This window comes from Ideonella aquatica (assembly GCF_018069755.1).
In the GTDB taxonomy this organism is placed as follows: Bacteria; Pseudomonadota; Gammaproteobacteria; order Burkholderiales; family Burkholderiaceae_C; genus Ideonella; species Ideonella aquatica.
This window is the reverse complement of sequence record NZ_JAGQDE010000023.1, coordinates 1-22,125: the sequence shown is the minus strand read 5'-3', so window position 1 is coordinate 22,125 and position 22,125 is coordinate 1. Positions and strand designations below refer to the sequence as shown.

Genomic DNA, 22,125 nt, shown 5'->3' with positions numbered 1-22,125 from the left:
GGAGTCTTGAGATGACCACGCTCACCGTCCTGCCCGCGGGCACCACGGTCGAATTCGCCGCCGGCGCCAACCTGCTGCAGACCCTGATCAACGCCGGCCTGCAGCTGGCCGGCCAATGCGGCGGCAACGCCAGCTGCGGCGGCTGCCACCTGTTCGTCACCGAAGGCCGCAAGACCATCAGCCGGCTGACCCCGGCCGAGAACGCCAAGCTCGACACCCTGGTCGGCGTGGGCAGCAAGAGCCGCCTGGCCTGTCAGGTCACGCTGGGCAGCGAGCCGGTGACGGTGGAGTTGCTGGGCGCGCTGTCGGGTTGAGCGGCACCGGGCCATGATCGACGTCCTGGTCGTCGGGGGCGGTGTCTGCGGCCTGGCACTGGCCCAGGGCCTGCAGGCGCGCGGCCTGGACTGGCAGCTGCTTGAGGCGCGCCCGCGCCTGGGCGGCCGGGTGCTGACGCGCCTGCCCTCGGCCGGTCCGGCGCTGGACCTGGGTCCCACCTGGTTCTGGCCGGCCAGTCAGCCGGCGATCACCCAGGTGGTGCGCCAGCTGGGCCTGCCCACGCTGCCGCAGCCCGACGACGGCTGGCTGCAGTGGCTGGACGATCCCGCCCAGGGCCCGCGCCGCCAGGCCATGGCGCTGGGCGCCGATGGCCAGCCCGCGCCGGCCGATCAGCCCCAGCCCGGCGCGCTGCATGGCGGCGCGCAGCGCCTGGTCGATGGCATGGCGGCCCTGGTGACCGCGCTGGCCGGCCTGCTGCCGCGTGAGCGCCTGCACCTGGGCAGCACGCTGCTGTCGCTGGACGACGCGGCCGACCATGTCCGCGCCACCGTGATGCAGGGCGGACAGCGCCACGTCTGGTCCGCCCGCCAGGTGGTGCTGGCGCTGCCGCCGCGCCTGGTGGCGCAGGACATCGTCTGCACGCCCGCACTGCCGCCGCCGGTGAGCCAGGCCCTGGCCGACACGCCCACCTGGATGGCCACCGCCGCCAAGGCCGCGCTCGCCGCGCCCACCGGACGGCCCGCGCCATGGCGCCAGTCCGGCGGCTGCGGCAACGCCTGGGTGCCGCATGCGCAGGCGGTGCTGGCCGAGGTCTTCGACGCCGGCGTGTCCGGCGACGGCGACGCCCTGGCCGGCTTCATCGCGCTGCCGGCGGCCGAGCGCCCGCGCTTCGCGGCCAGCCTGGCCCTGCTGCTGGACAGCCAGGTGGAGCAGCTGTGGGGCGCCGGCGCCGGTGACGGTGAATGGCACCACCACGACTGGGCGCAGGAGCCGCTGACCTGCAGCCAGCGCGACCTGGCCGACGAGGCCCACGCCGGCCCCGCCTGGTCCAGCGAGTGGCTGCGCCAGCCGCTGTGGGAGGGCCGTCTGCTGCTGGGCGGCAGCGAAACCGCCCGGCGCCATGCCGGCCACCTGGAAGGCGCGCTGCAGGCCGCGGCGCGGCTGAAGCAACAGGTCGACACGCTGTGGGCCGCCAAGGGGCCGGCACACTGAGGCGCTGAGCAGGCGCGCCGCGAGCCGGCCTCAGGCGCCGGGCGCGTGCTCCCGCTGGCACAGCGGCACCAGCGGCGACTGGCCGCTGTCGTCCACCGGGAAGAAGCCTTTGAGGCCGTGCACATAGAAGCTGGCGTAGGTGGAGAACGCCATGCTCCATTCACTGAAGCGACGGGCTTCGGTGGGACCACGCATCAGCAGCTCGATCTGGTGGTGCCGCTCATCGCGCTGCAGGCTTTGCCAGAGCTGTTCGATGCTCTCGGGCGGTCCCTCGATGCACTGGGTGAACTGGCCATCCAGGTAGAGCAGGTGGCCGGTGATCTGCAACTGCTCATTGCGCAGTTGGGCGGCGGTGAGCAGTTGGAACAGCGCCAGCGTGCCCAGGTCGTGGCGGGCGGTGGATCGGTAGACGAGGCGTTCGAGCATGGCTGCGATGCTAGAAGCGGGTCCTGTCATCGGCATGACGCCAGGCAGCCCGCCCGCTGCCGGGCCACTCCGCAGGATTGAGGAAGACGGTTCCGGTGCCGGTTCCTACAGTCGCGCCAGCGCCGCCCCGGCCCCGTGTCGTGGCGGGACCAGCGATGTGGAGGACCTGACATGCACGCCCCCAAGAACCAACCTGAGCGGCCATCGACAGCCGCACCCGCCCAGTCCAGCCCGGCGTTCGGCCGGTCTGCCCTGACCCTGATGCTGTGCGCCATGCTGAGCGCCTGCGGCGGCGGCGGTGGTGGCGGCGAGGTGCCCAGCGACCCTGCGCAGGGCGGCGGCGGCACGGTGGTGCTGCCCTCGACCACGCTGGACAGCGTGCGCTCGGACAGCGCCACGCAACCCGGCGCGGTCACCAGCGGCGGCCGCACCGACGACACCACGCCCACGATCAGCGGCACCCTGTCCGCCGCGCTGGGCGCCGGCCAGACGCTGCGCGTCTACGACGGCGATCTGGCGCTGGCCAGCGCGCCCACGGTGTCGGGTCGCACCTGGACCCTGACACCGGCCACGCCGCTGGCCGCGGGCGAGCACCGTCTGAGCGCGCAGGTGGTTGGGGCCGACGGCCTGACCGGCGTGCGCAGCGCGGTGTTCACGCTGACCGTGGCCCCGGTGCGCTGGCAGGCGCTGACCCCGGCCCAGGCCGTGCGCATGACGCCGACCACGCTGCGCCTGACCGGCAGCGGCTGGCCGGCCAGTGGCTGGCAGCTGGCCGTCAGCGACGACCCGGATGCCCGCTGCGACGCGCCCACCGACGTCACCGACACGACGATGGACGTGCGCTGCAGCTTCCGTCTGCCCGGCACGCGCCAGCTGGCGCTGACCCTCAACGGCCAGGCCGTGGCCCAGCCCACCGTGGCCGTGGTCAGCAACGTCAGCGGCGTCACCTGGTCCAGCCCCAGCACCAGCGGCTTCGGCACCGGCACCGTGACCGCTGGCGAGACGGTGCAGTTCAAGGTCAGCGGCACCGCGCTGCAGGCCGACGCGGTGCTGGCCATGGCCGTGGACGGCTGCACCGCCGCCCCCACCGAGACCGGCACGCCCAGCGCCACCCAGCGTCTGTTCAGCTGCACGATCGATCTGGCCACCCCGGCGGGCAACCAGTCCGGTGTGCTGCATGCCACCGACGCGGCCGGCCCGCAGCTGGCCGCCTGGCAGCTGCCGGTGGCCGTGCCCGCGGTGACGGCGCCGGCCCCCCGGCTGCCGCACAGCGGCATCACCAGCAGCCAGTGCTACTCGACCACGGGCGGCATCACGCTGGGCGCCTGCTCGGCGGCCGACGCGATCGCGCTGAACGGCCAGCAGGACGGCCACCGCGCTGCGGTGCAGAAGATGAGCTTCACGCGGGTGGGCACCCATGCGCTGGATGAATGCGTCAAGGACAACCGCACCGGCCTGGTGTGGGAGGGCAAGACCGTCACCGGCCAGCGCTCGACGGACAGCAACATCCATTTCGGCACCGGCACCAACCCGGGCGCGAACCTCTGGGCCAAGGACGACTACATCGCCGAGGTCAACCGCGTGCGCCTGTGCGGCTTCTCGGACTGGCGCCTGCCCACGGCCGAGGAGATGCGCTCGATCATCGACTACGGCATCACCACGGCCGGCTCGTCGCTGCCGCCGGCCTGGTTCGTCAACAGCAGCCACAGCGGCCTCCACTGGACGGCGACCGTCGATGCCACCGGCAACTACCGCTGGGTGATGGACATGGCCAGCGGCAGCCAGGCCTACGAGCCGGAGTTCAGCCCTGTCAGCGGCGGCGGCTACCTGCACCAGGTGCGCCTGGTCCGCGGGGGCTCCTGAGGCACCCCACCGATGTGCGACGCCACGACTTCAAGGAGGTGATGATGAACACGATCAAGACTCTGGCGCTGCTGGCCGTGGCCTGCAACGCCCATGCCGCCTGCCCCACCTGGCCCGCAGCCCAGCGCTTCGAGCTGCACGACGACCAGGTCATCGACCTGCGCAGCGGCCTGGTCTGGCAACGCTGCAGTGCCGGCCAGACCTGGAACGGCAGCACCTGCACCGGCACCGCCACCACCCACACCCACGCCGACGCGCTGGGACTGGCCCGCCAGGCCAACCCCGGCAACAACCCCAGCGGCTGGCGGTTGCCCCAGGTGAAGGAACTGGCCAGTCTGCTCGACATGGGCTGCCGCCTGCCGGCGATCGACGCCAGCGTGTTCCCGGCCACACCGCAGGACAAGGCCTGGTCCTCGACGCCCTTCGCGCAGCGCCCCAACATCGCCTGGACGGTGGACTTCGCGGACAGCTATGTGCAGAACCAGACGGGCATCGGCAACCCGCTGTACGTGCGGCTGGTGCGCTCGGCGCGCTGAGCGCCAGATGGCCTGGCCTGAACGCCGACCTGCACGCGGGCCCTGCCAGCATGCCGGGTGGGCCGGGCCCGGGGCTACTCCAGCAAGGCCACCGACTTGACTTGCACCCACAGCGCCTGGCCTGGCGCCACCTGCAGCGCCGCCGCCGAGCGCCGGGTCAGGCGGGACAGCAGCAGGGCGTCGCCCACGCGCACGCGCACCAGCGCCAGGCCGGGGTGCTCGTCGTCACCCACCGCGTCGACCACGCCGGGCAGCACGTTCTGGATGCTGCTGGTGCCGGGCGCCAGCGCCAGGCTGACATCGCGCGCCAGCACCCGCACGCGCACCCGCTGACCCAGCACCAGGCCGGGATCGCGCGCCCACAGGTGGCCGCCGTCGAAGTCGACGCGCACCAGGTGCCAGGCCGCGTCGATCTCGGTCACCCGGGCGTCGACGATGGCGCTGGCGTCCTCGCCCAGACGGATCGGCAGGTCCAGCCGCGACAGGGTCTCGCGCAGCGGTCCCTGGGCCTGCACGCGGCCCTGCTCCAGCACCACCAGGTGGTCAGCCAGACGCGCCACCTCGTCGGGTGCGTGGCTGACGTAGAGCAGCGGCATCGCCAGCTCGTCGTGCAGGCGGTCCAGGTAGGGCAGCACCTCCTGCCGCCGGCGCAGGTCCAGCGCCGACAGCGGTTCGTCCATCAGCAGCACGCGCGGGCTGACGGCCAGCGCCCGGGCGATGGCCACGCGCTGGCGCTCGCCACCCGAGAGCTGCGCCGGCCGGCGCGCCAGCAGGTGGCCGATGCCCAGCAACTCAATCGCCTGCGTCAGCGGCGTGTCCGAGGCCCCCGGGCTGCGCCGCAGGCCATAGCGCAGGTTGGCCTGCACCGACAGGTGCGGAAACAGGCTGGCCTCCTGGAAGACATAGCCGATCGGCCGCTGGTGCGTGGGGCGCCAACGGCTGCCGTCCTGCCAGACCTCGCCGTCCACCACCAGGCGGCCGCGCGCCGCGCGCTCCAGCCCGGCGATGCAGCGCAGCAGCGTGGTCTTGCCCGAGCCGGACACGCCGAACAGCGCGCTGACGCCACGCCCCGGCAGGCGCAGGTCGACATCGAGCGTGAAGCCCGGGCGTTCGAGCTGGAAGCGGGCCTCGATGTCCCTCATCTCAGGCCTCCCGCCGGGCGGCGGGCCGCCAGGCATAGACTGCCAGCAGCACCGTGAACGAGAACACCAGCAGCACCGCGGCCAGGCGGTGCGCCTGCGGGTAGGCCAGCGACTCGACATGGTCGTAGATCTGCACCGAGGCCACGCGCGTGGCGCCCGGCAGGTTGCCGCCGATCATCAGCACCACGCCGAACTCGCCCACGGTGTGCGCGAAGGTCAGCACCGAGGCCGTCAGGAATCCCGGCGCGGCCATCGGCACGGCCACGCTGAAGAAGGCATCCAGGGGCGAGGCGCGCAGCGTGGCCGCCACCTCCAGCGGCCGCTCGCCGATGGCCTCGAAGGCCGACTGCAGCGGCTGCACCATGAAGGGCAGGGAATAGAACACCGAGGCCACCACCAGGCCGCCGAAGCTGAAGGGCAGCAGCCCCAGTCCCAGCGCCTGGGTCAGCCGGCCCACCAGGCCCTCGGGGCCCATCGCCAGCAGCAGGTAGAAGCCCAACACCGAGGGCGGCAGCACCAGCGGCAGCGCCACCACCGCACTGACCGGGCCCTTCCAGCGGCTGCCGGTGCGCGCCAGCCACCACGCCACCGGGGTGCCGATCAGCAGCAGCAGTGCCGTCACCGTGGCGGCCAGGCGGGCCGTGAGCCACAGGGCCTGCAGGTCCTGATCGCTCATCGTCCGCTGGTGCCGGCCGGCAGCACGAAGCCGTAGCGGTCCATCACGGCGCGCGCAGGCGGGCTGGCACTGAAATCGGCGAAGCGGCGCGCCAGTGCGCTGCCGGCCGCCCGCCGCGTGATGATGAAGCCCTGCTCCAGCGGCTGGTGCAGCCGCTCGGGCACCAGCGCATGGCCGCCGCGTGCCGACAATTCGGGGCTCAGTGCCAAGGCCAGCGCGATCAGCCCCACCTGGGCATTGCCGGTCTGCACGAACTGCGCGGTCTGTGCGATGTTCTCGCCGTAGACCAGCTTGGGCTCCACCTGGGCCCAGACGCCGGCGGCGCGCAGCGCTTCCTCGGCGCGCTGGCCGTAGGGCGCGTGGCGCGGGTTGGCGATGGCGATGCGGGTGATCCTGGGGTCGGCCAGGCTGGCCAGCGTCATGCCGCGCGCATCCAGGCTGGCGCTCCACAGCACCAACCGGCCCACCGCATACGGGCGCACCTCGGACGCGGCCAGGCCCGCCTTGGCCAGCTCGCGCGCATAGCCGATGTCGGCCGAGAAGAACAGGTCGTAGGGCGCAGCGTTCTGGATCTGCGCGAAGAACTTGCCGGAGGAGCCATAGACCACCTCCACCTCATCGCCGGGGTTCGTCTGGCGAAAGGCGGTCACCACATCGTCCATCGCGAACTTCAGGTCGGCTGCGGCCGCGATGGTGATCTTCTCGGCCCACGCCGCGGCCGGGGCCCACAGGGCCGCCAGCAGCAGGATCAGGAGGGTCAGGGGTGGCATCGGGGACTCCCGGTCGAACGCCAGCCTCGGGCGGAGTCGTGGCGTTATGTTATCGAAGACATCACGAACATGGTTGCAGCGATCGTGCCAACGCCGACGCCAGCCTGCTGTTCCCTGGGAGAAAGGCAGCCATGGCGCCTCCGGGCGTGATTTCTGCTTGCAACGCCGTACAGTACACAAGCACATCACGAGCGTCCGATTTGTCGGAAACCACACCTCCCGCCGCTGTCGACAGCCTGCCCGGCGCCCCGACCGAGCCCGGTGCCCGGCGCGACACCACCCTGCTGCAGGGCGAACTGCGCCTGGCCGGCCGGCTCGACGCGCGCTTTTTCGCCCTGCTGCGCGCGATCGACGCCAGCGGCTCGCTGCAGAAGGCCGCGCGCGCCGCGGGCTACAGCTACAAGGGCGCCTGGCTGATCCTGGAGACCGCCGGCAACCTGGCGCGCTCGCCGCTGCTGGTCAGCCAGACCGGCGGCCGCGGTGGCGGCGGCTCGCGCCTGACCTACGCCGCCCGCCACCTGCTCGAGACCTGGGACCAGCTGCAGGCCCGCCACGCCGGCTTCCTGGCCGAGCAGGAGGCCTGGCTGCTGCAGCAATCGCACCTGTCCAACCTGCTTCGGAGACTGTCCATGAAAGCCACCGCCCGCAACCAGTTCGCCGGCCTGGTCACCGAGCTGCATGACGGCCCGGCCACCACCCAGGCCACGCTGGACATCGGCCACGGGCAGACCGTCACCGCCTCGATGACCGCCGCGGCGGCCTCGCGCCTGGGCCTGAAGCTGGGCGCCGAGGCGCTGGCCCTGGTCAAGTCCTCCGAGGTGGTGCTGGTGACCGACTTTGCCGGCTACAAGCTGTCGGCGCGCAACCAGCTGGCGGGCACGATCTCGCGGGTGCAGAAGGGCGCTGTCAGCTCGCTGGTGGGCGTCACGCTGCCGGGCGGCGCCACCATCACCGCCAGTGTCACCAATGACGCGGTCGATGCGCTGGGCCTGGCCGTGGGCCAGGCGGCCACCGCCACCTTCAAGGCCTACGCCGTGATGCTGGCGGTGCCGGCCTGAGGCCGCTGACCAGCACCTGACCGGCGCCACCAGCGCCAGCTGCCGCACGCCATGCGGGGCGGCATGGGGGCGGCAGCAGGGGGCAGGGTGGGGGAGCGCGTGGCACGGGGCATCGGGGGCTTCTGGTCACCTCCCGCTCGGCGGGACGGGTCGACAGGTGGGTGTCTCGTGACCTGCGCAAGGGCATCACACGGCCGTGGCACGCCGCATCCACGGTGCCAATCGACACGCCGGGCGGTCTCACCCTTCACCGGCTGCCGCAGGCCGGCGCCGAGCGGCTGATCAGAGCTGCTCGTCGCGGATCTCGCGCGCCACGGTCTGCAGCGCGCTGGGCCCCACCGCCAGCCGGCACTCGGGCTCCAGCACCTGGGCCTGGGCGCCCTCGGCCAGCGCCGCAGCCAGGGCCAGCGCGGCCAGGTGCTCGCGCGGGCCGCCGCTCCAGCGCAGCGCCAGCATCAGCTCCAGCGTGGCCACATCCACCTCGCAGGGCACCCCCTCGGGCCAGTGCGGCGCCGCCTGCAAGTCCACCTGCACGCAGGCGTCCTGGCCGTACAGCGACAGCGGCAGCTCGGCGGTCGGGCCGGCAGGCGGCCAGGCGCCGCGCAGTTCCAGGCCCAGCTGCAGCGCGTCCAGCGCACGCTGCAGCGCGGCGGCATCGGGCAGTGCCGTGGGGGCGAGGTAGGCGTGCAGCTGTCGGCCCATGCGGGATCTCCTGAGGCGCGTTTCTGCCTGGTCACCTGCAAAAAGCGTGCTCGGGAAAACCCTGGATCTCGCACCGACTTGGCACGCCGTCTGCATGGTCGGCGGCCGGGCGGACACGACCGGGCACCAGGCCGGGGCGCGTCGCGCCCGGGCTGCCGCACGATGACACCGATCTCCTTCCTCGACGAGCCGGACCTGCGCCGCTGGCGCGCCTGCCCGCGCCTGCACTGGCTGCACCGCCAGGGCGCGGCGCCGACCGGCCAACCGCCACGGGTGGGCGACAGCGCCGAAGCGGCGGCGGCGCTGCGGGCGTCCTATGCCGGCGCGCGCGAGATCGCCGCGCCCCGCGACGACGCCGACTGGGTCCGTGCCGTCGCCCAGACCCAGCTCGCCCTGGCCGAGCTGAGCGCGCGCCCCGACCCCGAGGCCGCGCTGCTGGGCGCCTGCCTGGCCAGCGACGATGGCGCACGCTGCCGCATCGACGTGATGCAGCGCGGCGCCCGGGGCTGGCGGCTGTGGCGCCTTCGCCTGGGCACGGTGGCTGACGCGCCGGATGTCGATGCGCTGGCCTGGGCCGCGCATGTCGCGGCGCGGGCCGGCTGGCGGCTGCAGTCGGTGGGCCTGCTGCTGATCGACACCGACTTCCTGTACCCGGGCCTGGGCTGCTACGCCGGCCTGTTCCGCGAGGTCGACGTCGGACCGATGCTGGGCAGCCGGCCGGTGGCCGAGTGGCTGGTGGCGCTGCAGCGCAGCGCCCACGGCCGCGAGCCGCCGATGCCCCTGGTGGCGCCCTGCGCGGCCGACGGCGGCTGCGCCTACGCGGACCACTGCCACGCCGGCGAGCCGGCACCTGCGGCGGTGCCACCCGCGCAGGCGCTGGAGATCCTGGGCCGCGAGCGCGCCGAGCAACTGCGGCTGGCGGGCCACCGCAGCGTGCTCGACGTGCCGCTGACCGCGCTGCCACAGCCGCGCCTGCGTCGCGCCGCACGCGCCGTGCAGCAGGGCGCCCCGGTGCGCGAGCCCGGTGTGGCCGCGCTGGCCGCCCACTGGCCGCGGCCCTGGCGTTTCCTGCGCATCGAGACCATCGGCCTGGCGGTGCCGATCTGGTCGGGCACCCGGCCTTACCAGATCCTGCCCTTCCAGTGGACGCTGGGCGAGGCCACCGCCGATGGCGGCTGGACGCTGCAACAGCACCTGGCCGAGGGCCAGTCCGACCCACGCACCGAGGTCGTCCAGCGCCTGCTGGCGGCGCTGCCGCCCGGCGGCACGCTGTTCGCCTACCAGGCCGGCTTCGAGCGCAACCGGCTGCGTGAACTGGCGCAGCGCGTGCCGGCGCAGGCGGCACGGCTGGAGGCGCTGGCGGCCGGCCTGGTCGATGTGTTCGCGCTGGGGCGGGCCCACGCCTACCACCCCGACCAGGCGGGCTCCTGGTCGGCCCGGGCGCTGTGGCGGGCGGTGCTGCCTGGGCTGGGCGCGCAGGCGCTGGACGAGCCCGGCCTGCGCTCGCCCCTGCAGGCCTACGGCCTGTCGCTGCGCGCCGACACAGCGCCCGAGCGCCGGGCCGCGCTGCGCGCCGTGCTGGCGCGCCACGGCGAGCGCCAGGTGCGCGCGCTGCAGGCCTACCTCGCCTGGCTGATCGAGGCGGGCTGAGCCCTGGCCGGACGGCCCCGGGGCCGGTGAGCACGGGTCTTGCACGCAGCCCCGCGTCGGCCCGCCGCGTGGCGCTGCCGTCTGTCGACCTTCCGACAAACCGGACCCACCCTCGTTGCCCTGCCATGTACGCCCGCGCGCTGTTCGACCTGATCCACCGCCATGGTGATGCGCTGCTGGCCCTGCTGGTGGGGCTGGAGGACGGCGCCGACGAGTTGTTCGCCAGCCCCAACACCTGCGCCGCGGTCGAGGGCCATCTGCTGGACATCGCCCGCACGCTGGCCCACCTGCCGCCGGTGGTGATGCTGCGCCTGCCGCAGGTCGACTGGTCGGCCTGGAGCGCCGTGCTCATCGCGCTGGAGCGTCAGCAGACCGCGCGCCGGGAGATCGTCTGGTACGTGGCCAGCGCCGCGCTGCCGGCCACGCTGGTGCTGCTGGATGAGCTGCACCGGCGCGAACCCGACTGGTTCCAGATCCACTACTGAGCCCGCCCCCTGAGCGATGAGCGCGCCTGACTTCTTCCGCCAGCAGCAGCAAGCCTTTGCCGCCACACTGGCGCAGCAGGCCGGCGCCGCCACCCTGGCGGCGCAGCTGCTGGCCCAGGCGGCCGACAGCTTCGCCGCCAACGTGGCCCAGCAATGCGCCGACGAGCCGCCACTGGCCTGTTGCCGCGGCTGCGCCACCTGCTGCACGCTGCGGGTGTCGGCCACCGCGCCCGAGGTGCTGGCCGTGGCGGCCTTCCTGCGCGCGGTGCAGCCGCGGTTGCTGTCGCGCGGCATCGACCTGGTCGGCCAGGTGCGCGCCGCCGACGCGGCCACCCATGGCCTGGGCGAGGCCCAGCGCGTCGCGCTGCGCCAGCGCTGCCCCTTCATCGCGCAGGGCGTGTGCGTGATCTATGCGGTGCGGCCGCTGGCCTGCCGGGGCCATGCCTCGCACGACCTGCGGGCCTGTGCCGAGGCGGCCGCGGGGCGGCGCGACGAGGTGCCCTTCAGCCCCGGCCACCGCCTGGTGCGCGCGCTGGTGCAGGGCGCGCTGCAGTCGGCCCTGCGCGACGCCGGCCTGGCCTGGGGTGCCTATGAGCTCAATGCGGCGCTGCTGCTGGCGCTGGATGACGATGCGACCGAGGCGGCCTGGCTGGCCGGCCAGGACCCGCTGTCGGGCGCGGCCCTGGACGATGTGCCGGCCGACGAGATGACCCGGGTCTTCGATGCGCTGAAGTGACAATGCGCGGGTGGACCCGCGCGCGCCTCTCGTCATCGCCCTGGGCCTGGGTCAGGTGCTGGCCTATGGCTCGACCTACTACCTGCCGGCGGTGCTGGCCGCCCCGATGGCGGCCGAGCTGGGCCTGTCGGTCAGCACGGCCTTTGCCGCGTTCAGCCTGGCGCTGGTGGTGTCGGCGCTGTGCGGCCCGCGCGCGGGGGCCTGGGTGGACCGGCATGGCGGCCGGCCGGTGCTGCTGGCCAGCAATGTCGTGCTGGCGGGGGCACTGGCGGCGATGTCCCAGGTGCACGGGCCGGCGGGCCTGTTCGCGGCCTGGGCGCTGCTGGGCGTGGGCATGTCCCTGGGACTGTACGAGTCGGCCTTTGCCGCACTGGTGCGGCTGTGGGGCAGCGATTCGCGCGGCGGCATCACCGGCATCACGCTGCTGGGCGGTCTGGCCAGCACCGCAGCCTGGCCGCTGAGCGCCTGGCTGTTGACGCGCTACGGCTGGCGTGACGCCTGCCTGGCCTGGGCCGGGCTGCACCTGCTGCTGGGGCTGCCACTGCACGCCAGCGTGCCGCGGGCGCGCAGCGCTGCGCTGGCGCACCCGTCGGTGACGGATGCGGACGTGGTGCCCACGACCGCGCCCGCGCCGCCCGGCCTGGGCACGACACTGGCGCTGGCCGGCGTGTTCGCCATCGCCTGGTTCAACTCCACCGCGATGGCGGCGCATTTGCCGCAGCTGCTTCAGGCCAGCGGCGTGGGCCTGTCCACCGCGGTGTGGATCGGCGGCCTGATCGGCCCGGCGCAAGTGGCGGCGCGACTGGCCGAGTTCGGGTTTCTGCGCCACTGGCATCCGCTGCTGTCGGCGCGCCTGGCCGCCGGCCTGCACCCGCTGGGCGCGGCCCTGCTGCTGGCGCTGGGACCGGTGGCCGCGCCGATGTTCGGCCTGCTGCATGGCGCCGGCAACGGCATCCTGACGATTGCCAAGGGCACGCTGCCGCTGGTGCTGTTCGGCCCTGCCGGCTATGGCCAGCGACAAGGGCTGCTGATGATGCCGGCGCGGGTCTCGCAGGCGCTGGCGCCCTGGCTGTTCGGGCTGGCCTTGGAGGCCTGGGGCCCGTCGGCGCTGTGGCTCACCGGCGGCTGCAGCCTGGTGGCGCTGGCCCTGCTGCTGCGCCTGCGGGCGCTCGGCGGCTGAGCAGGGCTCAGACCGTCTTGCCCTTGAGCAGTCGCGCGCGCTCGCTGGGCGAGTAGTGGTTGAACAGGCCCTGGCGGTCGGCAACCCGGCGGTGGGCCAGGCGGATCGCCTCGATCTTGCCGGCCGGCGCGAGCGGCGAGACGCGCTTGTCCAGCGCCGTGCTGCCGCAGTGCGGGCAGGTGGGCGTGTCGCTGGCGCGCACCAGGCGTTCGAAGTCGGCGGCGCAGGCGGTGCAGTGGTAGTCGAACAGCGGCATGGTCAGCTCCCGGGGGTGGCGCAGGGTTCGGCGGGGTGGGCACAGCCTTCCAGCGAGGATCGTGCCAGCGTCGCGGGCGCCAGGCCCACCCAGGCATCGATGGCGGCGGTGTCGAAGCCCACGCGGCGGCTGCCGTCGTCGCAGCGCTGCATCAGCGGCCGGCGGATCAGCAGCGGCTCGGCCAGCAGCAGGGCCAGTGCGGTGTCGGCGTCCAGCTGCTCGGGCACGATCTCGCCGGACTTCACCCGGGGCGCGGCGCGGTTGAACCACCCGGCCACCGGCAGCGGCGCCAGGAAGGCGAGCAGGCTGGCTGCGGTCCAGGGCTCGGACAGCAGGCTGCGCACCGCCAGCGTGTGGCCGGCGGCCTGCAGCGCCGCGCGCTGGCGGGCGTTGCCGCCGCAGCCGGGCTTCTCGAAGAAGATCAGGTGGGTCATCACGGGCCTGTGGTCGCTCGGGTTCGGATGCGGCTCATCCGGGGGACGGCGCCGCCAGCTCGTCGGCCAGCGCCAGCAGATGGCTGACCTGGCCGGTCACCGCCTGCACCGTGGCCGGTTGCAGGCGCTGCAGCCAGCGCCGCGGCAGGCGCGAGGCGCCGCAGCGGGCACCGGCCAGCATGCCCACCAGCGCGCCGGTGGTGTCGGCATCGTCGCCCTGGTTGACGGTGGCGACCAGCGCCTGCTCGAAGTCGGGATGGGTGAAGCCGAAGTGCAGCACGGTCTGCACCGTGTCCACCACGTAGGCGCTGGCACGGCCGGGGTAGGGCTGGTGGCGGAACGCGGGCCAGGCCTGGATCCAGTCCTGGGCCTGGTGGGCCAGCAGGGCGGTGTCGGCGCCCAGCAGCGCGGCCCGCGTCAGGCGGGCCAGGCCCAGCGTGGCCGCATCGGACAGCGGGTGGTGGTGGGTGATGCGCGCCTGGGCCAGGCTCCAGTGGGCCAGCAGGGATTCGTTGTGCAGCGTGGCCAGCACCACCGGCAGGTTGCGCATCAGCGCGCCTTTGCCGGCGTCGCCCTCGTTGGCCGGGCCCTGCAGGCTGCCATCGCTCAGGTAGCGCTGGATGCCGCGCCGGCAGGTGTTGCCGCAGTCCACCGGCTTGCTGCGCAGCCAGCGCACGAAGGCCTCGGCGATCTGCCGCGTGGCGCTGTCATCGCGCGCGGCCAGCAGCGGTGCGCCGGCCAGCAGCAGGGCGTCGCCCAGCGCCAGGCACATCTGGGTGTCGTCGGTCACCTGACCGCGGGCCAGCTTCAGCCAGCCGCCGCCCATCATCTCGCGGTGCACGCCGTACTGGGCGCGGATCTCGCGCGGGCGCATGAACTCCACCGTCGCGCCCAGCGCGTCGCCAATCGCCAGGCCCAGGTAGGCGCCCAGGGCCCTGTCGAACAGCGCGCGCGTGTCAGACATCGCACAACACCACGTCGTAGTCACCGCCCAGTGCCAGCACCTCCTGCTCGCCCTGCAGCACCTGGCCGGGCAGCAGACCCGGGTACACCAGCAGCTTGGTCAGCGGCACCTCGGCGACGAACACGCGGTCACCAAAGCAGCCGGCCTCGTCGGCCGACAGGCTGAAGGACACCAGGTTGTTCAGCGCCAGCGTGCAGCGGCGGTCGGCCAGCCGGCCGGCGACGATCTGCTCGTCGCAGCGGTTGGTGCCGCGCCACAGCGGCAGGTGGCTCACGCCCGGCCGGTAGCGCTGCAGGCTCCACTGGCAGAACTCGTAGAGCAGGTCCAGCTGCTGGAAGATCGCGTTGCCGTGGTAGCGGCTGGCCACCTTCTGCTCCAGGTAGCCCACCCAGGCCGGCGACGGAAAGCGCCGCAGCGGCGCGCCATGGAAGCGCGGCACCAGGCCGAAGCGGCTCTCCACCCAGCCCTTGAGCACCGCGCCGGCCGGACCGTTCGCATCCATGCCCCAGCCCTGCAGCAGCGCGCGCCAGCTGCGCCGCCAGCGCTGCCGCTCGGCCGCGCTCAGACTGTGATCGTCCGCATCGGGCCGCTGCAGCCCGAAGACGATGGCCAGGTAATGCACGAACACCTCGCGCGCCTCGCTCAGCTCACCACAGCGCCCGAGCAACGCGAACAGCCCGCCATGGGTCTCGCGCGCGCCCGCAATCCGCAGCGGCACCGGGTGCGCGTTGTAGGCCGCGCTGGCCAGCACCGGGGCCGGCACGCCGACCAGATTGGTGCTGTACCAGTGCTGCGGCTGATCGCACTCATCAGGCGCCATGATGGGTTTGAGTCCCGGATTCCGTCGCGAGCGGGTCGAGCTGGCTGCGAGAAGCGCAGCCGTACACCCGTACGGCGAGCATCACAGCCGCCAGATCGGCCCGCGCAGCAGGAAGACGGGGCTCAAACCGGGCGGTTTTCGTAGAGGTTGCGGACCGGACCCATCAGCGCCAGCCCTTCCTCGTAGGTGATCTTCGGGAAGCTGGCCTTGAAGCTGGCGGCCTTGTCGGCAATCGCGTCGGTCTTGCCGGCGGTGTCGAGCTTCTTCAGGTCGCCCTTTTCCAGGTAGAGCAGTTCCAGCAGCTCGTTGTAGACGGTGGCCTCGTCTATCGGCAGGATCACGAAGGTGGTGCCGGCGTAGTCCATCGTGTACTTCTTGCTGATGTCGATGTTGTCGCAGAAGAGGATGTACACGCCACTGGGCGACAGCGCATCGCCCAGCACCTCGGCCAGCAGCTTGACGTATTCGAAGCTCAGCAGGAAGCCGGTGAGGAAGCTGATGTGCGGCGAGCCGGCCTCGGCCACCGCGATGACTTGGTCGCTGCTGATCTCGGGCGGGCGCGCCTCGTCGGCCAGCTTGGCCTGGAACTTCAGCGCGATGTCGCCCCGGAAGCCGAAGCGGCCGGCCTTCTTGGTGGGTGCCTTCAGCACGCTGTTGAGCAAGCGGCCCTCGGCGTCGAGGCGGGCGAAGGCGGTGTCCTGGATCGCGGTCATGTCGAACTCCGGTGGGGGGATGAAACGGTGGCGGCCGCACTGGCGTGCGTGGCCGGGGTGGTGTGGGGCGCGACCTCCATCGGTCGGCCGGGGTGCTGGCGCGGCTGGCCGCCGCCCTCGGTGTTGCGGATGAAATCGGCGATCTTCCAGAAGGCAGCGTCGATCTCGGCGCGCAGCGCCTCGTCCGGCACGCACTCGGCCAGCGCCTGGCGCATGCAGGCCATCCAGGCATCGCGCGCGGCGGCGTCGATGTCGAAGGGCTGGTGGCGGCGGCGCAGCATCGGCGTGCCGCGCTGGGCCGAGTAGTCGCGCGGCCCGCCCATCCATTCGCTGAGGTACTGCACCAGCACCTGCCGGGTCCGCGCCAGGTCGGGCTCGTGCATCGCGCGGATCACGCCGGCATCGGCGCGCGTGTCCATCGCGCGGTAGAAGGCCTCGACCAGGCGCACGATCGCCTCGTGCCCACCGATGCGCGCGTAATGCGGGTTGGCGGGCGGGGCGCTGACGACGGGCAGGGCGGAGCTCATGACAGACCCTGACTGCAAGGGCTATACCACCTGTGCGGAGGCGCCGATCGGCCTGCGCGCCGCACCGGGCGTCAGCCGCTGTGAGCGCCCCCGCGAACGCCCGCGCGCAGCACTCGGCGCGCGCGCGTGAAGGCCGTCGGGCTGTCGTGTCGTCGACCGGATTTTGTCGGGTTTCGCACACGCTGTCGGGGGCCGCTCTCCCCACCCCGTGAGGCGCACTTTCCTCGGAAAAACAAGCACTTGAGTGATCTCAAGCGACATGGCACGGCCGTTGCAGTAAGGGGTCTGCGCGGCACCCGTGTATCGCCCCCAGGGCTTCAGAAGAAGACCACAGAGGCACCCAAGGCTGCATCGAGATCGCGACGAACGCTAGAACCGGACCTCAACGGTTTCGCTGGACCAACTTCATACCTGGATTGGAGAACTGAAATGGCTGCACTGCGTCAAATCGCCTTCTACGGCAAGGGTGGCATCGGCAAGTCCACCACCTCGCAAAACACCCTGGCCGCCCTGGCGGAAATGGGTCAGAAGATCCTCATCGTCGGCTGCGACCCCAAGGCCGACTCGACCCGCCTGATCCTGCACGCCAAGGCACAGGACACCATCCTCTCGCTGGCCGCTGAAGCCGGCTCGGTGGAGGACCTCGAGCTGGAAGACGTCATGAAGATCGGCTACCGCGACATCCGTTGCGTGGAGTCGGGCGGTCCGGAGCCGGGCGTCGGCTGCGCCGGCCGCGGCGTGATCACCTCGATCAACTTCCTGGAAGAAAACGGCGCCTACGACGGCGTGGACTATGTGTCCTACGACGTGCTGGGTGACGTGGTCTGCGGCGGCTTCGCGATGCCCATCCGCGAAAACAAGGCGCAGGAGATCTACATCGTCATGTCCGGCGAGATGATGGCCATGTACGCGGCCAACAACATCTCCAAGGGCATCCTGAAGTACGCCAACTCGGGCGGCGTGCGTCTGGGCGGCCTGGTCTGCAACGAGCGCCAGACCGACAAGGAGCTGGAGCTGGCCCAGTCGCTGGCGGCCAAGCTGAACTCGACGCTGATCCACTTCGTGCCGCGCGACAACATCGTGCAGCACGCCGAGCTGCGCCGCATGACCGTCATCGAGTACGCCCCGGACAGCGCCCAGGCCGCCGAGTACCGCACGCTGGCGCAGAAGGTCCACGCCAACGCCGGCAACGGCAAGATCCCCACCCCCATCACCATGGACGAGCTGGAAGACCTGCTGATGGAGCACGGGATCATGAAGACCATCGACGAGAGCCAGGTCGGCAAGACCGCCGCCGAGCTCGCCGCCTGATGAACCGGGGCGGGCGCCGCGTGGCGCCTGCCCCGCTCCCCACCACGACAAGGCCTTCGGCCAAGCGTCGCTCCCACCGAACACCCCCGAACCATCCTTGATGGAGTCTCCCCATGAGCATGACCGTTGAAGACCGCAAGGCCGAGAACAAGGCCCTGATCGACGAAGTCCTGAAGGCCTATCCCGAAAAGATGGCCAAGCGCCGCGCCAAGCATGTTGGCGTCTTCGAGGAAGGCAAGCCCGACTGCGGCGTCAAGAGCAACATCAAGTCGCTGCCCGGCGTGATGACGATCCGCGGCTGCGCCTACGCCGGCTCCAAGGGCGTGGTCTGGGGCCCGATCAAGGACATGGTGCACATCAGCCATGGCCCGGTGGGCTGCGGCCAGTACAGCTGGGCCGCGCGCCGCAACTACTACATCGGCGTGACCGGTGTGGACACCTTCGTGACGATGCAGTTCACCTCCGACTTCCAGGAGAAGGACATCGTCTTCGGCGGCGACAAGAAGCTCGACAAGATCATCGACGAGATCGAAACCTTGTTCCCGCTGAACAAGGGCATCTCGGTGCAAAGCGAGTGCCCGATCGGCCTGATCGGCGACGACATCGAGGCCGTCAGCAAGAAGAAGAGCAAGGAATACGGTGGCAAGACCATCGTGCCGGTGCGTTGCGAGGGCTTCCGCGGTGTCAGCCAGTCGCTGGGCCACCACATCGCCAACGACGCGATCCGCGACTGGGTCTTCGACAAGACCGACCCCAACAAGCGCCCCGACTTCGTCTCGACGCCCTACGACGTGGCCATCATCGGTGACTACAACATCGGTGGCGATGCCTGGTCCAGCCGCATCCTGCTGGAAGAAATCGGCCTGCGCGTGATCGCCCAGTGGAGCGGCGACGGCACCATCGCCGAGCTGGAGAACACCCCCAAGGCCAAGCTCAATGTGCTGCACTGCTACCGCTCGATGAACTACATCAGCCGGCACATGGAAGAGAAGTACGGCATTCCCTGGGTGGAATACAACTTCTTCGGCCCCACCCAGATCGAGAAGAGCCTGCGCGAGATCGCCAGCCACTTCGACGACACCATCAAGGCCAAGGCTGAAGAGGTCATCGCCCGCTACCGTCCGATGGTTGACGCCACCATCGCCAAGTACAAGCCGCGCCTGCAGGGCAAGAAGGTCATGCTCTACGTGGGTGGTCTGCGTCCGCGCCACGTTATCGGCGCCTACGAGGACCTGGGCATGGAAGTGGTGGGCACCGGCTACGAGTTCGGCCACAACGACGACTACCAGCGCACCACCCACTACATCAAGGACTCGACGCTGATCTACGACGACGTCACCGGCTACGAGTTTGAGAAGTTCGCCGAGGCGATCAAGCCCGACCTGGTGGGCTCGGGCATCAAGGAAAAGTACGTCTTCCAGAAGATGGGCGTGCCCTTCCGCCAGATGCACAGCTGGGACTACTCGGGCCCCTACCACGGCTACGACGGCTTCGCCATCTTCGCCCGGGACATGGACATGGCGATCAGCAGCCCGATCTGGGCGCTGGCCAAGTCCGCCCCGTGGAAGAAGGCCGCCTGAGTCCCCCCGCAACACCATTCGACTGGAGCGCACCATGCCTCAAAACGCCGACAAGGTCATCGACCACGAGATGCTGTTCCGCGAGCCGGAATACCAGGCGCTGTTCAAGAACAAGAAGGAGAACTTCGAGTTCAACCACGCCGACGCCAAGGTCCAGGAAATCCGCGACTGGACCAAGTCCAAGGACTACCTCGAGAAGAACTTCGCCCGCGATTCGCTGGTGGTCAACCCCGCCAAGGCCTGCCAGCCGCTGGGCGCCGTCTACGTGGCCAACGGCTTCGCCAAGACGCTCAGCTTCGTGCACGGCAGCCAGGGCTGCGTGGCCTACTACCGCTCGCACTTCAGCCGCCACTTCAAGGAGCCGACCAGCTGCGTCAGCTCGTCGATGACCGAGGACGCCGCGGTCTTCGGCGGCCTGAACAACATGATCGACGGCCTGGCCAACACCTACAGCCTGTACAAGCCGGACATGATCGCGGTCAGCACCACCTGCATGGCCGAGGTGATCGGCGATGACCTGGACGCCTTCATCAAGAACGCCAAGCAGAAGGGCTCGGTCCCGGCCGAGTTCGACGTGCCCTTTGCCCACACCCCGGCCTTCGTCGGCAGCCACATCACCGGCTACGACAACGCGCTGCTGGGCGTGCTCAAGCACTTCTGGGATGGCAAGGCCGGCACCACCACGCCGCTGACCCGCGTGCCGAACGACAGCATCAACTTCATCGGTGGCTTCGACGGTTTCGTCGTTGGCAACATGAAGGAAGTGCGCCGCATCTTTGATCTGTTCGGCGTCGACTACACGCTGCTGTGCGACCCGTCCGAGGTGTGGAACACCGCCACCGACGGCGAGTTCCGCATGTACGCCGGCGGCACCACCAAGGAAGAGGTGGAAAAGGCGCTGAACGCCAAGGCCACCATCGTCTTCCAGGAGTACTGCACCGAGAAGACCATCAAGTACCTGAAGGAGAAGGGCCAGGAGGTCGTGGTGCTGAACTGCCCGGTGGGCGTGGCCGGTACCGACCGCTTCATCATGGCGATCAGCGAGCTGACCGGCAAGCCGGTGCCCGCGCAGCTCGAGAAGGAGCGCGGCCAGCTGGTGGACGCGATGGCCGACAGCCAGGCCCACCTGCACGGCAAGCGCTTCGCGCTGTACGGTGACCCGGACCAGATGCTGGGCCTGACCGAGTTCCTGCTGGAGCTGGGCGCCGAGCCGGCCCACGTGCTGTCCACCAACGGCACCGAGGAGTGGGCCAAGAAGGTCCAGGCGCTGTTCGACAGCTCGCCCTACGGCACCGGCTGCAAGGCCTACCCCAAGCGCGACCTGTGGCACATGCGCAGCCTGATGAACGTGGAGCCGGTGGACTTCCTGATCGGCAACACCTACGGCAAGTACCTGGAGCGCGACACCAACACGCCGCTGGTGCGCATGGTGTTCCCGATCTTCGACCGCCACCACTACCACCGCTACCCCACCTGGGGCTACGACGGGGCGATGCGCACGCTGATCATGCTGCTCGACGAGTTCTTCGAGACGCTGGACGCCAACACCATCATCCCCGGCAAGACCGACTACTCCTACGACATCATCCGATAGGGCACTGCATCCGCCTGCTGCGCGGGCCGACCCGGGGCCTGCGGTGCTCGCCGTACGGGTGTACGGCTGCGCTCCTCGATCCCCGGCTCGACCCGCTCGCGACGGCGGCTGCAGCACCCTATCCGGTGGTGCAACACACACAGAAGACCATCATGGCCAATGTGACATTCACTTCGCCGCGCATGAAGAAGGACCTGACGGTCTATGCGGTGGCGGGCGACACCAAGACGCTGCTGGCGGTGGCCAAGGCGCATGCGATTCCGCTGGATTTCGAGTGCGAGAACGGCGAATGCGGCTCCTGCTCGGTGCAGGTCGGCATCCTGTCGGACAAGGCGCCCTATGGCGTGGCCTTGACCGAGAAGGAGAAGACGGTGCTGCGCTTCGCCGGCAAGATCACCGCGCAGCAGATCGAGGACGCCGAGACCAAGGACATGCCGCCGCCCTGGCGCCTGGCCTGCCAGTTCGTCGTCCGCAACGAGGACATCCTGGTCACTTTCTGAGCGAGGACCGACATGCCTGACGCGATCCTGGTGAAGACCACGCTGGACGGTCGTCCGGTGGAGGTGATCGACGGCTGGCTGTGCCTGGCCGGTGTGCCCGAGACCGACGAGCTGGTGGTGCTGGACGAGCACCCCAACCGCCAGGCCATCCTGCGCGCCTGCCCCAAGGCCACCCACATGGCCGGGCGGCTGCCGCTGACGCTGGCCGAGGCTTCCGTGGCCCAGGCGGCGCTGCGGCGCTTCCATGATCGCTTCGACGGCTCGCCCCTGGCCGTGGCCGAGCGCCTGCGCCAGGCCAGCTGGAAGAAGGTCTTCGCCGAGGGCGCCGAGTGATCTACCTGCTCGAGCTGCCCGAAGGCGCGCCCCCGCACTGCTGGTTCGCCTTCGACGCCGACGACCTGCGGGCGAAGCTGGACGCCGCAGGCGGCCCACCAGGTCACGAGATCCGGGTCTGGCCCGACGAGTCCAGCGCCGTGCTGGCCTTCGAGAACGAGGCCGATCCGCTGTGGGCCGGGCCTGGCTGGCATGCCAGACGCGCTTTGTACGAGCAACTACTGGCAACCGAGGCCCTCGCGGAGGGCTGAGAACTGCCCTGAGCGGACGCTCAGGGCGCATTTCCTGGGCCGTCGCAGTACATCGACCGTGCCGCCAAGGGCTGGGCAGGCAGGCAGAGCCGGCCATTGGAGGGCGCCGAGCAGCGCAGGACTGCAGGGC

At 71.2% G+C, this 22,125-nt stretch carries 26 protein-coding genes; 15 read left to right on the top strand and 11 right to left on the bottom strand.

What is annotated here, in order from left to right; all coding sequences use genetic code 11:
* Nucleotides 1–11: 11 nt before the first annotated feature.
* Both KAK06_RS19515 and KAK06_RS19510 read left to right on the top strand, forming a co-directional pair.
* Nucleotides 12–314, top strand: a complete 303-nt coding sequence (locus tag KAK06_RS19515; protein WP_210803831.1) for a 2Fe-2S iron-sulfur cluster-binding protein — start codon at nucleotides 12–14, stop codon at nucleotides 312–314.
* A gap of 13 nt (nucleotides 315–327) precedes the next feature.
* Nucleotides 328–1,488 carry a flavin monoamine oxidase family protein gene (locus KAK06_RS19510; RefSeq protein ID WP_210803830.1) on the top strand — a complete coding sequence of 387 codons (1,161 nt, stop codon included), beginning with the start codon at nucleotides 328–330 and terminating at the stop codon, nucleotides 1,486–1,488.
* A 30-nt stretch (nucleotides 1,489–1,518) separates the two neighbouring features.
* On the opposite strand, the gene KAK06_RS19505 is transcribed toward KAK06_RS19510, so the two are convergent.
* Nucleotides 1,519–1,914, bottom strand: coding sequence for a BLUF domain-containing protein (locus KAK06_RS19505; RefSeq protein WP_210803829.1), 396 nt, complete (start codon nucleotides 1,912–1,914; stop codon nucleotides 1,519–1,521).
* A 171-nt stretch (nucleotides 1,915–2,085) separates the two neighbouring features.
* Between KAK06_RS19505 and KAK06_RS19500 the strand changes: the two genes are divergently transcribed.
* Entirely contained in the window at nucleotides 2,086–3,777 is a 1,692-nt protein-coding gene (locus KAK06_RS19500; protein ID WP_210803828.1) for an Lcl C-terminal domain-containing protein, read from the top strand.
* A gap of 44 nt (nucleotides 3,778–3,821) precedes the next feature.
* Nucleotides 3,822–4,313 carry an Lcl C-terminal domain-containing protein gene (locus KAK06_RS19495; protein WP_210803827.1) on the top strand — a complete coding sequence of 164 codons (492 nt, stop codon included), beginning with the start codon at nucleotides 3,822–3,824 and terminating at the stop codon, nucleotides 4,311–4,313.
* A 74-nt stretch (nucleotides 4,314–4,387) separates the two neighbouring features.
* Here the strand turns inward: KAK06_RS19495 and modC are convergent, their stop codons facing one another.
* The 3 genes from modC to modA are packed head-to-tail and all read right to left on the bottom strand — an operon-like array spanning nucleotide 4,388 to nucleotide 6,901.
* Nucleotides 4,388–5,455 (bottom strand): molybdenum ABC transporter ATP-binding protein, encoded by a 1,068-nt coding sequence (gene modC, locus KAK06_RS19490; RefSeq protein WP_210803826.1) that lies wholly within the window; start codon nucleotides 5,453–5,455, stop codon nucleotides 4,388–4,390.
* A 1-nt stretch (nucleotide 5,456) separates the two neighbouring features.
* Nucleotides 5,457–6,131 carry a molybdate ABC transporter permease subunit gene (gene modB / locus KAK06_RS19485; RefSeq protein ID WP_210803825.1) on the bottom strand — a complete coding sequence of 225 codons (675 nt, stop codon included), beginning with the start codon at nucleotides 6,129–6,131 and terminating at the stop codon, nucleotides 5,457–5,459.
* The gene (gene modA / locus KAK06_RS19480; RefSeq protein WP_210803824.1) at nucleotides 6,128–6,901 is read right to left on the bottom strand and encodes a molybdate ABC transporter substrate-binding protein; all 774 of its coding nucleotides are present in this window, start codon (nucleotides 6,899–6,901) and stop codon (nucleotides 6,128–6,130) included. Before modA ends, modB begins: the two co-directional genes overlap by 4 nt.
* A gap of 281 nt (nucleotides 6,902–7,182) precedes the next feature.
* Here modA and KAK06_RS19475 point away from each other — a divergent pair, with 281 nt between their 5' ends.
* Nucleotides 7,183–7,959: a TOBE domain-containing protein gene (locus KAK06_RS19475; RefSeq protein ID WP_247652995.1), complete on the top strand. Its 777-nt coding sequence runs from the start codon at nucleotides 7,183–7,185 to the stop codon at nucleotides 7,957–7,959.
* A gap of 282 nt (nucleotides 7,960–8,241) precedes the next feature.
* Here KAK06_RS19475 and KAK06_RS19470 read toward each other — a convergent pair whose 3' ends face one another.
* Nucleotides 8,242–8,661 carry a hypothetical protein gene (locus tag KAK06_RS19470; RefSeq protein ID WP_210803822.1) on the bottom strand — a complete coding sequence of 140 codons (420 nt, stop codon included), beginning with the start codon at nucleotides 8,659–8,661 and terminating at the stop codon, nucleotides 8,242–8,244.
* Nucleotides 8,662–8,823: 162 nt separating this feature from the next.
* On the opposite strand from KAK06_RS19470, the gene KAK06_RS19465 reads away from it, so the two are divergent.
* The 4 genes from KAK06_RS19465 to KAK06_RS19450 all read left to right on the top strand — a co-directional run bounded on the left by KAK06_RS19465 (nucleotide 8,824) and on the right by KAK06_RS19450 (nucleotide 12,712).
* Nucleotides 8,824–10,311: a DUF2779 domain-containing protein gene (locus KAK06_RS19465; RefSeq protein ID WP_210803821.1), complete on the top strand. Its 1,488-nt coding sequence runs from the start codon at nucleotides 8,824–8,826 to the stop codon at nucleotides 10,309–10,311.
* Between the two features lie 125 nt (nucleotides 10,312–10,436).
* Complete coding sequence (locus KAK06_RS19460; RefSeq protein ID WP_210803820.1) at nucleotides 10,437–10,796, top strand: hypothetical protein; 360 nt, start codon at nucleotides 10,437–10,439, stop codon at nucleotides 10,794–10,796.
* Between the two features lie 16 nt (nucleotides 10,797–10,812).
* On the top strand, nucleotides 10,813–11,532 hold the full coding sequence (locus KAK06_RS19455) for a YkgJ family cysteine cluster protein (protein WP_210803819.1): 720 nt from the start codon (nucleotides 10,813–10,815) through the stop codon (nucleotides 11,530–11,532).
* Nucleotides 11,533–11,542: 10 nt separating this feature from the next.
* Complete coding sequence (locus KAK06_RS19450) at nucleotides 11,543–12,712, top strand: MFS transporter (RefSeq protein WP_210803818.1); 1,170 nt, start codon at nucleotides 11,543–11,545, stop codon at nucleotides 12,710–12,712.
* A 7-nt stretch (nucleotides 12,713–12,719) separates the two neighbouring features.
* On the opposite strand, the gene KAK06_RS19445 is transcribed toward KAK06_RS19450, so the two are convergent.
* The 6 genes from KAK06_RS19445 to KAK06_RS19420 form a co-directional block, all read right to left on the bottom strand.
* Nucleotides 12,720–12,968 carry an FmdB family zinc ribbon protein gene (locus KAK06_RS19445; RefSeq protein WP_210803817.1) on the bottom strand — a complete coding sequence of 83 codons (249 nt, stop codon included), beginning with the start codon at nucleotides 12,966–12,968 and terminating at the stop codon, nucleotides 12,720–12,722.
* 2 nt (nucleotides 12,969–12,970) lie between these two features.
* Nucleotides 12,971–13,402, bottom strand: coding sequence for an ArsC/Spx/MgsR family protein (locus KAK06_RS19440; protein ID WP_210803816.1), 432 nt, complete (start codon nucleotides 13,400–13,402; stop codon nucleotides 12,971–12,973).
* 34 nt (nucleotides 13,403–13,436) lie between these two features.
* Nucleotides 13,437–14,366 (bottom strand): ADP-ribosyl-[dinitrogen reductase] hydrolase, encoded by a 930-nt coding sequence (gene draG / locus KAK06_RS19435; protein ID WP_210803815.1) that lies wholly within the window; start codon nucleotides 14,364–14,366, stop codon nucleotides 13,437–13,439.
* The gene (locus tag KAK06_RS19430; protein WP_210803814.1) at nucleotides 14,359–15,186 is read right to left on the bottom strand and encodes an NAD(+)--dinitrogen-reductase ADP-D-ribosyltransferase; all 828 of its coding nucleotides are present in this window, start codon (nucleotides 15,184–15,186) and stop codon (nucleotides 14,359–14,361) included. The genes draG and KAK06_RS19430 overlap by 8 nt, the downstream gene beginning before the upstream one ends.
* 122 nt (nucleotides 15,187–15,308) lie before the next feature.
* Nucleotides 15,309–15,899 carry a hypothetical protein gene (locus KAK06_RS19425; protein ID WP_210803813.1) on the bottom strand — a complete coding sequence of 197 codons (591 nt, stop codon included), beginning with the start codon at nucleotides 15,897–15,899 and terminating at the stop codon, nucleotides 15,309–15,311.
* The gene (locus KAK06_RS19420) at nucleotides 15,896–16,426 is read right to left on the bottom strand and encodes a group II truncated hemoglobin (protein WP_210803812.1); all 531 of its coding nucleotides are present in this window, start codon (nucleotides 16,424–16,426) and stop codon (nucleotides 15,896–15,898) included. The genes KAK06_RS19425 and KAK06_RS19420 overlap by 4 nt, the downstream gene beginning before the upstream one ends.
* Before the next feature lie 429 nt (nucleotides 16,427–16,855).
* Here KAK06_RS19420 and nifH point away from each other — a divergent pair, with 429 nt between their 5' ends.
* The 6 genes from nifH to KAK06_RS19390 all read left to right on the top strand — a co-directional run bounded on the left by nifH (nucleotide 16,856) and on the right by KAK06_RS19390 (nucleotide 21,995).
* On the top strand, nucleotides 16,856–17,737 hold the full coding sequence (nifH, locus tag KAK06_RS19415) for a nitrogenase iron protein (protein ID WP_210803811.1): 882 nt from the start codon (nucleotides 16,856–16,858) through the stop codon (nucleotides 17,735–17,737).
* A 113-nt stretch (nucleotides 17,738–17,850) separates the two neighbouring features.
* Nucleotides 17,851–19,317 carry a nitrogenase molybdenum-iron protein alpha chain gene (gene nifD / locus KAK06_RS19410; RefSeq protein ID WP_210803810.1) on the top strand — a complete coding sequence of 489 codons (1,467 nt, stop codon included), beginning with the start codon at nucleotides 17,851–17,853 and terminating at the stop codon, nucleotides 19,315–19,317.
* Nucleotides 19,318–19,351: 34 nt separating this feature from the next.
* Nucleotides 19,352–20,911 carry a nitrogenase molybdenum-iron protein subunit beta gene (gene nifK, locus KAK06_RS19405; protein ID WP_210803809.1) on the top strand — a complete coding sequence of 520 codons (1,560 nt, stop codon included), beginning with the start codon at nucleotides 19,352–19,354 and terminating at the stop codon, nucleotides 20,909–20,911.
* A gap of 152 nt (nucleotides 20,912–21,063) precedes the next feature.
* Nucleotides 21,064–21,411, top strand: coding sequence for a 2Fe-2S iron-sulfur cluster-binding protein (locus KAK06_RS19400; RefSeq protein ID WP_210803808.1), 348 nt, complete (start codon nucleotides 21,064–21,066; stop codon nucleotides 21,409–21,411).
* A gap of 12 nt (nucleotides 21,412–21,423) precedes the next feature.
* On the top strand, nucleotides 21,424–21,744 hold the full coding sequence (locus KAK06_RS19395; protein ID WP_210803807.1) for a hypothetical protein: 321 nt from the start codon (nucleotides 21,424–21,426) through the stop codon (nucleotides 21,742–21,744).
* Nucleotides 21,741–21,995, top strand: coding sequence for a hypothetical protein (locus KAK06_RS19390; protein ID WP_210803806.1), 255 nt, complete (start codon nucleotides 21,741–21,743; stop codon nucleotides 21,993–21,995). The genes KAK06_RS19395 and KAK06_RS19390 overlap by 4 nt, the downstream gene beginning before the upstream one ends.
* Nucleotides 21,996–22,125: the final 130 nt, after the last annotated feature.